General features: G+C 59.9%; 11 protein-coding genes. 7 read left to right on the top strand and 4 right to left on the bottom strand.

Features of this window, described 5'->3' with window-relative positions; genetic code table 11:
* Position 1: 1 nt before the first annotated feature.
* Positions 2-832: an outer membrane protein assembly factor BamD gene (locus WEU32_RS04825; protein WP_312138200.1), complete on the bottom strand. Its 831-nt coding sequence runs from the start codon at positions 830-832 to the stop codon at positions 2-4.
* Positions 833-1083: 251 nt separating this feature from the next.
* On the opposite strand from WEU32_RS04825, the gene WEU32_RS04820 reads away from it, so the two are divergent.
* The 4 genes from WEU32_RS04820 (at position 1084) to pth (ending at position 4635) form a co-directional block, all read left to right on the top strand.
* Positions 1084-2016, top strand: a complete 933-nt coding sequence (locus WEU32_RS04820; protein WP_312137660.1) for a ribose-phosphate pyrophosphokinase — start codon at positions 1084-1086, stop codon at positions 2014-2016.
* Positions 2017-2122: 106 nt separating this feature from the next.
* Positions 2123-3184, top strand: a complete 1062-nt coding sequence (locus tag WEU32_RS04815) for a hypothetical protein (protein WP_406853078.1) — start codon at positions 2123-2125, stop codon at positions 3182-3184.
* A gap of 150 nt (positions 3185-3334) precedes the next feature.
* Positions 3335-3940, top strand: coding sequence for a 50S ribosomal protein L25/general stress protein Ctc (locus WEU32_RS04810; protein ID WP_406853077.1), 606 nt, complete (start codon positions 3335-3337; stop codon positions 3938-3940).
* 89 nt (positions 3941-4029) lie between these two features.
* Positions 4030-4635 carry an aminoacyl-tRNA hydrolase gene (pth, locus tag WEU32_RS04805; RefSeq protein ID WP_406853076.1) on the top strand — a complete coding sequence of 202 codons (606 nt, stop codon included), beginning with the start codon at positions 4030-4032 and terminating at the stop codon, positions 4633-4635.
* Positions 4636-4638: 3 nt separating this feature from the next.
* On the opposite strand, the gene WEU32_RS04800 is transcribed toward pth, so the two are convergent.
* Together WEU32_RS04800 and WEU32_RS04795 are read right to left on the bottom strand one after the other, a co-directional pair.
* A complete protein-coding gene (locus tag WEU32_RS04800; RefSeq protein WP_406853075.1) occupies positions 4639-6294 on the bottom strand; it encodes a DUF4139 domain-containing protein in 1656 nt (551 codons plus the stop codon).
* 1 nt (position 6295) lies between these two features.
* On the bottom strand, positions 6296-7696 hold the full coding sequence (locus WEU32_RS04795; RefSeq protein WP_406853074.1) for a DUF4139 domain-containing protein: 1401 nt from the start codon (positions 7694-7696) through the stop codon (positions 6296-6298).
* Between the two features lie 186 nt (positions 7697-7882).
* On the opposite strand from WEU32_RS04795, the gene WEU32_RS04790 reads away from it, so the two are divergent.
* From WEU32_RS04790 to WEU32_RS04780, 3 genes are all read left to right on the top strand, one after another.
* Positions 7883-8407, top strand: coding sequence for a copper chaperone PCu(A)C (locus WEU32_RS04790; protein WP_406853073.1), 525 nt, complete (start codon positions 7883-7885; stop codon positions 8405-8407).
* A 115-nt stretch (positions 8408-8522) separates the two neighbouring features.
* Positions 8523-9620 (top strand): redox-regulated ATPase YchF, encoded by a 1098-nt coding sequence (gene ychF / locus WEU32_RS04785; protein WP_406853072.1) that lies wholly within the window; start codon positions 8523-8525, stop codon positions 9618-9620.
* 130 nt (positions 9621-9750) lie between these two features.
* Positions 9751-11022 carry an O-acetylhomoserine aminocarboxypropyltransferase/cysteine synthase family protein gene (locus WEU32_RS04780; protein WP_406853070.1) on the top strand — a complete coding sequence of 424 codons (1272 nt, stop codon included), beginning with the start codon at positions 9751-9753 and terminating at the stop codon, positions 11020-11022.
* Positions 11023-11087: 65 nt separating this feature from the next.
* Here the strand turns inward: WEU32_RS04780 and WEU32_RS04775 are convergent, their stop codons facing one another.
* Entirely contained in the window at positions 11088-12671 is a 1584-nt protein-coding gene (locus WEU32_RS04775) for a M28 family peptidase (protein ID WP_406853069.1), read from the bottom strand.
* Positions 12672-12699 lie beyond the last annotated feature (28 nt).

The raw sequence follows: 12699 nt of genomic DNA, 5'->3' as shown, positions 1-12699 counted from the left end.
ATCAGTCGCGATCGAAAGGATTGAGGCGGCTAACCCAGGATTTCTTGGCTTCAGGGGCTTGGATGTTTTCAGGCCCCTGCGCGCCGTCGGTCAACAGGGCAAAGGCATCCGTATACCACTGGCTGCCCGGGAAGTTATGCCCCAGTACCGAGGCGTTACGCACGGCCTCGTCACGCAGACCCAGCTGCAGGTTCAGCTCGACCAGACGATACAGGGCTTCCGGCGTATGCGAGGTGCGCTGGAAGGCCGGATTTTCGATCACAGCCTTATAGCGGTTCAGGGCACCGATCGGCTGGCTGTTGCGTTGATAGAAACGGCCGACAGCCATTTCCTTACCGGCCAGCTGGTCGTTGACCATGTCGATCTTCACACGCGCATCGGTGGCATAGGGCGTATTCGGGTAACGGCGCTCGACATCACGCAGTCCGGCCAAAGCGGCCTCGGCATAGCCTTGGTCACGGCCCACATCGACGATGCGCTCGAAATTGCAGACAGCCTTCATATAGAAGGCATAGGATGCCGACGGGTTACCGGGGAACAGCGCGATAAAACGGTCCGCCGCAGCAATCGCCTCGTTATAGTTGCTGTTCTGGTAATAGGCATAGACCTGCATCAGAATCGCGCGACGCGCCCATTCCGAATAGGGATGCTGGCGTTCAACTTCCTGGAAGTAATCGATCGCATCGTTCCAACGCTTGGACTGAAGACGTTGGTAGCCCGTATTATACAGGGCCTCGACCGGCCGCTCTTCATAGGCGAGCTTCTGACGTGTGTTGTTTCCGGCGCATGCCGAAAGCGTGAGTGCTAAGGCAGCAACACCCATCAGCATCATGCCAGAGCGGAACGAACCGGAGCGAGACTTGTGAGCGGGCAAGAGCAACCTCGTAATTTTGCCAAACAGGCGATGCACCCTCTGCATCACATGTCCTTGGTGTTCTCTATAACAGCGCACAACGCGATGCCAATGCGCGGAAATCACGGAAACGCGGGTTGATGCGAGTCATTTCGCAGCCTAGAGAGCGCGGAACATAATCTAAGGACCGCAAATGTGCAGGTCCGAACACGGCGAAAGGATGACCGGTCATGAAGCTGCTGGCAGGCAATTCGAACCGGACGTTGGCGCAAGCGATTGCCAACCACCTCGATGCACCTCTTACAAAGGCAGACGTCAAGCGTTTCGCTGATAATGAGGTTTTCGCCGTTATCGAGGAAAATGTTCGCGGCGAGGATGTCTTTATCATCCAGTCCACCAGTTTCCCTGCCAATGACAACCTGATGGAAATGTTGATTATGGTCGATGCGCTTCGCCGCGCTTCGGCCCGTCGCGTAACCTGTGTCATGCCCTATTTCGGCTATGCCCGTCAGGACCGCAAGACCGGCGGCCGCACGCCGATCTCGGCCAAGCTGGTTGCCAACCTGATCGAACGCTCCGGTGCCGACCGTGTTCTGACGATGGATCTGCATGCCGGACAGATTCAAGGCTTCTTCGATATTCCGACCGATAATCTGGTCGCCATGCCGGTGCTGGCACAGGATATCCGCGAAACCAAGCCGCGCGATTCGCTGGTCATCGTCTCGCCGGACGTCGGTGGCGTGGTTCGCGCCCGCTCGCTGGCCAAGCGCCTCGACTGCGATCTGGCCATTGTCGACAAGCGTCGCCCCGAGCCGGGCAAGTCCGAAGTCATGAACATTATCGGTGACGTGGCGGGACGCAGCTGCATCCTGTTCGACGATATCGTCGATTCGGGCGGCACCCTGGTCAATGCCGCCGAGGCTTTGATTGCCCAAGGCGCCACCGAAGTGTCAGCCTATATCAGCCACGGCGTATTGTCCGGTCCGGCTGTAGAACGTGTCCAGAATGGCCCGTTGAGCGAACTGGTTATCACTGATTCTATCGAACAACCGGCCGCTGTACTGGCTTGCAACAAAATCCGCCGTGTCAGCGTTGCCCCTCTGATTGGCGAAGCGATCCGTCGTATCGCCAATGAAGAATCTGTGTCCAAGCTTTTCGATTAAGGTTCGGCTAACCATATTCGAGCGTATTGGACGGCCTTAGCCCCCATTAGGGGCTGCGCTGTGCGGCGCGGCTCCTTTCGTGATTATAGTAAAGGGAAGCCCGCCGATGCCACAGTTCAAGACGCGTCCGGCTCCGCTAAGCGCCATGATATCCTGTCGTGGCCTTTCGGTTGCGAGTCTGGCCGCCGCCGTCCTTCTGGCCAGTTGCTCGACTCCCGAGCCGGAAGCGCCTCCACCGCCCCCGCCTGCGCCGCCGCCCGCGATTGCGTTGAACCAAAGCGTGGCTGAAGCCGCCTCGGTCTATGTCGCCTTTGTACGCGACCTGAACACCATCAAGGCTGGTGGTTTCCAGAGTGCCGAAGAAATTCAGGCCGAACTGCGCAAAGGGGCTGCCTATGACGCCGCCCAGATGTCGCGCGGTATGATCGCCTATGGTGCTATTCTGGCCCTGCAATCACCTGAATATCTGGCTGGCGTGCGCCAATACGGCAGCGATCCGGTTCAACGTCAGGAAATGATCCGCCGAATCATTGCTGATCCGGCCTATGCCGCCACCCTGCCCGGTGCCGATGCAGCTGTCGGCCTGATGGTGCAAACCTTGATTCGCGATATCGATGCTCTCACCCTGATTGCAGACGGTGTCGAAGCCGACGCCTATACGATTCAGGAACGCAATGATCCTCGTCGCCGCTGGGCAACCCAGAATGTTCAGGATCGCAATGGCCGCCTGCAAGCCGCCAAGGATCTCTCGGTCCCGCGCATGCCCTCGGCCGAGGAAAGCGCCCGCCTGCTGGCTGCCGCACACAGCGGTACGGGACTGGTGTCGCAAAGTGCCCATCGCGGAGCCCCCTACACTCCGGCTGTAGCGAACGCTCTGGCTCTTGCCGCCCTTGCTGCGCTTGGTGCTGCGGGCGAGGAGGCACGGGCCAATACAGACGCCCTGACGACCGAATCCAACAACGAGTTCTGCCTGACAATGTCCAAGCTGATGCTCTATCAGTGCCTGGCCGCATCCAAGCCGAACTATGAGGATATCTTCTGCACCGGTCGTCACATTGTGCGCGATCTTGCGCAATGTACGTCGCAGTTCGCAGGCCCCCGACCGACCATTGTTCCGACAGTAAGTGTTGTGTCTGAGCCAAATTCCTCTACACAGCCTACCGGATAAGGCGAGTTTTCGCGGGCAATATAGGCAGGAGCGGTTGCGTCCTGCCTATGATCCGTGTAATAGCCCGCGCTCTTGAATTCGAAGGGTTCATGACCCCGCCGCGCTGGCATCAGCCCAGCGCTGGCGTTTATTTGTATGAAGGCGAGCCCTATGGCCGAGATCATTCTGAACGTTGACGTCCGCGAAGGCGTGGGCACCGGAAGCGCCCGTGCTGTGCGTCGCGCCGGCGCTGTGCCTGGCATCCTGTACGGTGGTGACAAAGCCCCGGTTGCCATTTCCGTAAGCGAGCGCGAATTCCGCAAGTCGCTGTACACCGGCAACCTGCGTGGCCAGCTGGTCACCCTGAAGCACGGCAACGAAACCCAGCCGGTTATTGCCAAGGCCATCGACTTCGATCCGGTTACGGATCGTCCGTTGCACTTCGACCTGATGCGCTTTGATGCATCGGTTCCGGTGAAGGTTGACCTGACCGTCCAGTTCATCAATGGCGACGAAGCTCCGTTCGTGCGTCAAGGTGGCACGCTGGAAATCGTCCGTCACGAAGTCGAAATCATGGTCCTTGCCGACCGTATGCCGCACACCCTGATCGTCGATCTGGCCAAGGCTGAAGTCGGTGCGGCTATCCGCTTCTCGGACATCACCAACCTGCCGGAAGGCGCGACCCCGGTTATCGGCGACCGCGACTTCATGATCGCAACGGTCAAGGCACCGGGCGGCGGCGTCAAGGAAGAAGCCGAAGAAGACGAAGAAGGCTAATCCCTTCTGATCTTCCCGAAAGATCTAAGCCCCGTAGCGTTTTCGCTGCGGGGCTTTTCTTTGCCCTCCACTCAAGGCAGAAGACACCCATGTTTATCATCGCAGGTCTGGGTAATCCCGGCGCAAAGTACGAAAAGAACCGCCACAATATCGGCTTTATGGCCGCCGATGAAATCGCGCGTCGCTGGCGCTTTGGTCCCGAGAAGGCCAAATTCCAGTCCAAGATTCAGGATGGCGAGATCGAGGGCGAGAAAGTCCTGCTGATGAAACCGCAGACCTTCATGAACGAGAGTGGTCGCGCCATTGGCGAGGCGGCCCGTTTTTATAAGGTGCCGGTAGATAACATCATCATCTTCCACGACGAGATCGATCTGGCCCCCGGTCGTTTCCGCATGAAAAAAGGCGGCGGGGCTGCCGGTCAAAACGGCATCCGCAGCGCCATTGCCCATCTGGGCGCAGACTTCCGTCGTGGCCGCATGGGTGTCGGCCATCCCGGCGATCCCAAACTGGTGCATGCCCATGTGCTGGGTGATTTCGCCAAGGCCGACCAGCCGTGGCTTGAGGCCATGCTGAACGCCTGCGCCGACGCCCTGCCCTTTGCCATAAAGGGCGATGACGAGCGCTATCAGGGCGAGGTCATGCGTCTGGCCCCCGCCCCAAAATTCAGCCCGCGCCAAGCGGCTAACGGCAGCTAGGTCTTACGACGGGTCATCATAGGAGAAGCGGGCATCAAATGTCCGCTGCTCGCCCGCCTCAAGGCTCAGGGTCCAGACACGCACACCACGATCGGGGTCAATCCGGCTACGAATCCCCTCGCGCCCCATACGGAAACCGCGCAGTCCCGTAATGCTAGACGGAATGACAACCTCGACATCTGTCGCTTGATCACCGCCATTGGTCAGTTCGATCCGATAGGTTCTCTCGGCCTTCTTACGCGTGCCACTTCCGCGTGACGTATTCTCGACCAGAAGGAAACTTCCAGTCACTTCCGGCGCATTGCCAAAAACCACCCGCAGCGGCAGACCGACAGGTGTGTCGTCAAATCGTGTCTGCCCCGCCAGCATCGGACCGAATCTCGGATCATCAGCCATGATGACGGCCTTGCCCTCGGGCACCGGAAGCCCCAGTCCCTGCTGCGCATCGTTACGCATCAACAGATCTATACGCGCCGTCGCCAAAGGCGCATCAGGTTCTCGCGCCTGAAGATCAAAGCTGTAGATGCGCTGAAACGGCACGTCGTCCTGTGCAAAGAACAACACCTGCTTCATCTGGTTGGCGGCGACAGTCGTCGGGTGCGGCAAGACATAGGCCTTGTAGTCGCCCAGTTCCTCCATCTTCGCCTTGATGCGAGAGCCCGTAACTACGACAGGCGCTCCATCATATTCTGCCCGATTTTCGCGCATTGCCATCGCCGGTGCAGGCGGGGGTGGAGGCGGTGGCGGGGGTGGCGGCAACCAAACCGCCAGCCCTTCATGCGTGCGTCCCTGCGGCCAGCACTGGGTGGCGCTGGCGGTGCGCCTGATCTCTACCGGCACGGAATCACCCGTCATCGACAGGTCGCCCGCCACCACGGTCACAGGCGCATCGGCAAAACTGGTGCCGCCAAAATTGGCTAGCGTGATCCAGCCCTGAAGGTCCAGCGAGCGGCCATCATCATTCAGATGCGCCACATAGTCCGCTGACCACTGCAAGCCCGTCGCCAGATAGGCCAGCGTCACCGTATAGCGGCCCGCCTGTGTCGCCCGTGTGCGGACTGACAAGGTCGGTGTCGCCCCCAAGCCTTGCGGCACCTCGTTAAAAACAATCCGTTCGGTCAGGCCCGAACAGTCCAACGCCTCAAACTGGCCGTCGATTTCCAGCACCGTCCCGCGCTGCCCTGCCCTGATGGTGGCCTGGTGGGTTTCCTCAAGCCCTGTGGTGGCATTGGTCCGCACCACACTGACCGTCTGGCCCACAGCCCGATCCAGCAGGTTAAAGGGCGTAATCAGCTCATAGTCGGCATTCTGCTCCACCAGATCGGCAGGCAGCCCGTCTATAGTAGCGCTGTGCGGCACGATGCCTGTGCCCAGCCCCTTGAAGCGGATCACGCCTTCGCCCGCAGGCACATCGACCGTACGCTTTTCGACAATCAGGGCCAGCCCCTCGCGGTCCAGACGTGACCACGAATAGCGCGAACGCTGGATCAGATCGGACGTATCCACCGCCTGACCGCGATAGACCACGACCTCGACGGCTTCAGGCCCCTCGGACACGCTTTCATGACTGGCGACAACAGGTGCCGTCACCGGTTGAGCGACAGCCACCATAGGTCCCATCGCGACCGTGGCCGCCAGCACTGCACACAGCAGGCGCATATCAGCCGCCCGTCGTGATCGTAGCCGTCAGGACCGTCTCGCCATTGGCCGCAACCGGCACCTTCCATACGGCGGTATAGGCATCGGCCATTTCGCCCTTCAGGCTTTCATTGGAAAGCTCGGTATCGCGCCCGCCCGCACGCTGGCGGACCTCGACCGTCTTGGATTCGCCCGTCGCGTTACGCACGCGGTATTCCATCTGGTAGCGGGTGCGATAGCGGTTCGCGCCATATGATCCCACACGCTCGGAGGCCACCACGCGCGACTGTACGGTCACGTCAAACGCCTTGCCGGTCGAGATCACCAGATCGGACCCTGCAGGCGAATGGTTCAACTGGTCCTCGCCGATAAAGCGCGGCTCGCCGTCAGCGCCCGCCACATAGACACGCATCACGCCCGCAGGCAGGGCCGGTTCGCTGCGGAATACAATGCCCACATCAGCGGCCTGCGCCTGTTCCTGTGTCGAAAAGCCATAGGCCTGATAGACATAACGTTTGCTGGCCGGAACATTGGCCGCATCCAGCAAACCGACCTGTTTGGTCTGGTTATTGGCCACCGTCACACGTTCCGGCAACAGATAGACATGGGCATCGCCCTCGGCGGCATTGCTGCCCGCGTTCATGCCATTGCCGCGCCCGCCATTATACTGATTGCGCCCACCGCCCGCGACATTGACCGTTCCGGCCACAACACGAGTAACCGCATTGTCAAAGGTCGAGCCGGAATTATTGGTGATGGTCACCCACCCCGTCAGGTCCAGTTTGCCCGCCTTCTCGTCAAAGCGGGCCACATAGTCGGCCTTCCATTCCAGACCGCCGGTAAGATAGTTCAGCGTCACATCGCGGCGCGGATTGCCCGTCGCATCCAGCGTCACGCTCAAGGTCGGGCGCGGACGAAGATTCGGTGGCACACCATCGAACACCACACGCGTCGGCGCGCCGTCATCGCGCAACACCTCGACACGGTTGCCGATCTGAAGAACCACACCTTCATTAGCGGCCAGCACACGGGCGCGCTCGCTGGTCTGAGAACCATTGCCGGGATTGGTGCGAACGATCCCGACCTCACGCCCCACAGCGCCCTGCATCAGCTTGGACGGTGTCAGCAGATCATAGTCAAAATTCTGCTCCACCACAGACAGGCCATTGCCCGACAGCGTCACCGTCTCGGGGCGGATAGAGGCCGATACACCCGGAAACTCCTGTCGCGCTCGACCCGCCGCGATGTTCAGGCTGCGCACATCCTCCACCAGAGCAATATTCTGGTTGTAGATAGTAAGGGCCAACCGGTCCGGTCCACCACCTCCCTGATCCACCTGCTGGGCCACAGCGGGTCCTCCCAGCGTCACAGCACACAGGGCTGTCGTTGCCAGCAGGTTCAAAGAAGCAGTTAATCGGCTCATAGGGGAAGGCCTCCGTTCTGATTATCCGACGCTGACACACCCGGCTTGCCCTGTCGAGATAGGTCAGATTGTGCCATTCCCATAACACGCGTCTTCGTCTAGGCACGGCGCGGGTGCCAATGCGCGGACCCAATGCGCGAACATTGACCCGTATCTCCCATGCGCCCTTATGAAAGGTGCCCGATAATGAAATACGCTCTGACCCTGTCCATGACCGTGGCGACGCTGGCTCTGGCCGCATGCGGTTCGCAAACGGACGCGCCGGCAGCACCCGCCGAGGTTCCTGCGCCTGAATCGGTCCCTGCCGAAATCACCCCGACCGTGGTGGCTGGCAATGTCACCATCGAAGACGCATGGTGCCGTCCGACGCCGAACGGTGCCAAGGCCGGTGGCTGCTATGTCATCCTGACTTCTTCGGCAGACGACACCCTGACGGGCGTTACGACCGATCAGGCCGATATGGCTCAGGTTCACGAGATGAAGATGGAAGGCGGGGTCATGAAGATGGCGCACCTCGACAAGGGTCTGCCCCTTCCGGCCAACCAGCGCACCGAACTGAAGCCGCACGGCAACCACATCATGCTGATGGGCTTGAAGTCTCCGCTGGTCAGTGGCCAGACCGCCAAGATCACCCTGAACTTTGCCAATGCCGCGCCCGCCACGGTCGATTTTGACATCCGCACCCCGCCCATGGTCGGCGGCGAGCAATAATCCTCAAAAGGGCGGTCGAAAGGCCGCCCTTTTGTGCCTATAGAGACGGCCATAACTGCGCGAGACTGACAAATCGGCTCGGAACGGCTAAAGGCACGCGCTCACGAGGAATACCATGGCTCTTAAAGTCGCGATTGTCGGTCTGCCCAATGTCGGCAAGTCCACCCTGTTCAACGCCCTGACCAAGACGGCAGCGGCGCAAGCTGCAAACTATCCGTTCTGCACCATCGAGCCGAACACCGGCGACGTGGCTGTGCCGGAACCGCGCCTGAACAAACTGGCTGAAATCGCCGGTTCCAAGGAAATCATTCCGGCCCGTATCACCTTTGTGGACGTAGCCGGTCTGGTGCGCGGCGCATCCAAGGGTGAAGGTCTGGGCAACCAGTTCCTCGCCAATATCCGCGACTGTGACGCCGTGGCCTTCGTCGCCCGCTGCTTCGTCGATGACGACATCACCCACGTCGAAAACCGCATCGACCCGATCTCGGACCTCGAAATCATCGAGACCGAACTGATGCTGGCCGACCTTGAAAGCCTCGAGCGCCGCCGCGTTCAGGTCGAGAAGCGCGCCAAGGGTGGAGACAAGGAATCCCAGCTTACCCTGAAGATGATCGACCTTGCGCTGGAACAACTGCGCGAAGGCAAGCCTGCACGTCTGGCCGAAGTGTCCAAGGAAGACAAAAAAGCCTGGGACATGCTGCAACTGTTGACGGCCCTTCCGGCCCTCTATGTTGCCAATGTGGAAGAAGCCTCGGCTGACAAGGGCAACGAGCTGTCCGATCTGGTGGCCAAGCGCGCCGCCGAGGACAATGCCAACTCAGTGGTCATCTCGGCCCAGATCGAGTCGGAAATCGCCGTCCTCGACGACGAAGAACAACGCGAATTCCTTGAAACCCTCGGCCTCGAAGAGCCGGGCCTGAACCGCCTGATCCGCGAAGCCTACAAGCTGCTGGGCCTGCAGACCTACTTCACCGTGGGTCCGAAGGAAGCGCGCGCATGGACCATTCCGGTCGGTGCCACCGCCCCGCAAGCCGCCGGTGTCATCCACACCGACTTCGAAAAAGGCTTCATCCGCGGCGAAACCATCGCCTATGACGACTATGTCGCCCTCAAAGGCGAGGCCGGTGCCAAGGAAGCGGGCAAGATGCGCGCCGAAGGTAAGAGCTACATCGTCAAAGACGGCGATGTGATGCACTTCCTGTTCAACAACTAAGGTACTTCCTCAGGGCGGTTAGAAAATCTGACCGCCCTGATAGAATTACTGCAATATCCTTCCCTTGCAGGCTTTGACAAAGCCCTAGATGAATCAGCGCAATCCAAGCTGAACATTCTCTAGGGACGCCATGAAGTTCGATACTCTTGCCCTGCACGCGGGCTATACGCCTGATCCGACCACAAAGTCGGTGGCCGTGCCGATCTATCAAACCACCAGCTATGCGTTTGACGATACCCAACACGGGGCGGACCTGTTCGACCTGAAGGTCGCGGGCAATATCTATACCCGCATCATGAACCCGACCTCGGATGTGCTGGAACAGCGCATTGCGGCGCTAGAGGGCGGTATTGCGGCCCTGACGGTTTCGTCGGGCATGGCCGCCATCACCTATGCCATCCTGACCATTGCCGAGGCAGGCGACAACATCATCGCCACTTCGACACTGTATGGCGGCACCTACAACCTGTTCGCGCACACCCTGCCGCAATACGGCATTACCGTGCGCTTTATCGACGCCAATGATCCGGCTGCCATCGCCGCCAATACGGACGAACGCACCAAGGCTGTCTTCTGCGAGTCTATCGGCAACCCTCTGGGCAATGTGGTGGACTTTGGCGCTCTGGCCGATGCCGCCCACGCCCAAGGCCTGCCACTGATCGTCGACAATACGGTGCCGACCCCCTATCTGACCCGCCCGATCGAGCATGGTGCCGATATCGTCGTCCACTCCCTGACCAAATATATCGGCGGGCACGGCACCTCTATCGGCGGGGCCATTGTCGATGGCGGCAAGTTCCCGTGGGCTGAACACAAGGCCCGCTTCCGTCGCCTGAACGAGCCGGAAATCAGCTATCACGGCGTGGTCTATACCGAGGCGCTTGGGCCAGCAGCCTTCATCGGCCGCGTGCGCACGGTCTTGTTGCGAAACACAGGCGCGGCCATCTCGCCGTTCAACAGCTTCCTGATCCTGCAGGGGCTGGAGACGTTGGCTCTCCGTATGGATCGCCATGTCGAGAATGCCACCGCCATCGCCAAATGGCTAAAGGCCCACCCCAAGGTGGAATGGGTCAACTATGCGGGCCTTCAAGATCATGCTTCGCACGGCCTGATACAGAAGTATTTCGGCGGTAAGGCGTCGGGCCTGCTGACCTTCGGTGTGAAGGGGGGCCGCGAGGCCGGTGCTCGCTTCCAGGATGCCGTGAAAATCTTCACGCGACTGGTCAATATCGGCGACGCCAAGTCATTGGTCTGCCACCCAGCCTCGACCACACACCGTCAGTTGTCCACTGAGGAACTGGCCAAGGCTGGTGTGACCGAGGACACGGTACGTCTGTCGGTCGGTATCGAACATATCGACGACCTGATTACCGACCTCGAACAAGCTCTCGGTGCCGTTTAAAAGCAGCTCGAACAGAAAAGCCCTCCGCATCAAAAATGCGGAGGGCTTTTTATTCTATGACCCGATCAGTGACGGGTCCCGCGGCTCGCATCAGAACGGGCGCGAACCTGACCAAACTCGGAGTCTGCTTTCCAGGTCGGCCAGCTATTACCGTCTGCTAACTCGCGACCCAGACGATACAGCAGCGTCAGGTTTTCCGACGCCGAAGTGAAGTCGAGGTCTGCCGACCATTCATCCGTCGTTTTATGATAGACACGGCCAAAACGCTCCTGCCAGGCAGCCTTACCAACCTCGATGCCACCTTCGACAAAATCGACACCGTGCCACGGCATCAAGGCCGGAACCCCTGCCCGTGCAAACGCAAAGTGGTCCGATCGGTAATAGAAGCCCTGCTGCGGTTGGCCGTCATCGCTGACATAGCGCCCCTCGGCCTTGGCCAAAGTGTCCAGCATGTCTTCCAGACTATTCTGCCCCTTGCCAAAGATGGGCACATCACGCGTCGGCCCTGACAAAGGCAGCATGTCGATATTGATATTGGCAACCGTCGTTTCCAGCGGATAGACCGGATCGGCCACATAGGCATAGGCCCCGAGCAGACCCATTTCCTCCGCTGTCACATGCAGGAAGACTAGGCTGCGCTTGGCCGGGCCGTCGGCCACGAACTGGCGGGCCATTTCAACGACGCCGACAGTTCCCGAAGCATTATCCCACGCGCCGTTGAAGATATGGTCTTCGCCATTGGCCGGATCGCGGGTGCCGACATGGTCCCAGTGGGCGCTGAACACGACCGTCTCGTCAGGGCGCTCCGTCCCCGGCAGGATCGCTAACAGGTTGTGGCTGGTCACTGTGGTCTTGTCTTCATTTGCCGTCACAGATACGGTCTGCGGCAAGGCCATGGCCGAGAAACTTTCCAGCTTGGCCGCTTCCAGTTGCGCCGCATCGACACCCCAGCCCACCACCATTTCCGGCGAAGCCCAACCACGGAACTGTAACGGCGCCGAACCCGGTGCAAGACGCGAGGAGCGCGTACGCATCGTCACCGTGCGTTCCCAATCATTATTTGAAATCATGATGACGCCCACCGCGCCCCGACGATAGGCTTCGTCGGCCTTATAGGCGTCCTGCGCATAATAGCGACGATAAGGGCTGTTGAACTCGGGCGATCCCCCCATCAGCACGACGACCTTTCCGGTCACATCCAGATCGCCGTAGTCATCCCAGTTGCGTTCCGGCGCAGTAATGCCATAGCCCGCAAACACCAGTCCCGCGTCGCTCACATGGCCATGACCTGCATCGTTCAGGGCGCGCACAATCAGCCCATCCGCCGTGGTCGGCTTGTGGGTGCTGCCATCGGTCGCTTTCAGCGTCACCGAGGCATCGCGTGGCATCAGACTGACCAAATCGACAGGTTGTAACCACTGGCCATCCGGTCCGCCCGGTTTGAGGCCCATAGCCTCGTATTCGGATTGCAGCCAAGCTAACGTCTTTTCCTCGCCTACTGTCCCGGGATAGCGACCCTGAAAATCATCAGCGCTGATGAAGCGTACCTTTTCCGACAACACATCCGTCGCAAACTCCTGCGCGAAGGACGGTGCAGCGGCAAATACAAGAGCCGCAAAGGCTACACCGCGAAACAAGCGCTTGGACATACAGGGTCTCCCACCCGATTTTGTTATC

The organism is Brevundimonas sp. BH3 (assembly GCF_045345115.1).
Taxonomy (GTDB): domain Bacteria; phylum Pseudomonadota; class Alphaproteobacteria; order Caulobacterales; family Caulobacteraceae; genus Brevundimonas.
Note: the sequence above shows the minus strand (reverse complement) of the source record. Positions and strands in the feature narration are given on the sequence as shown.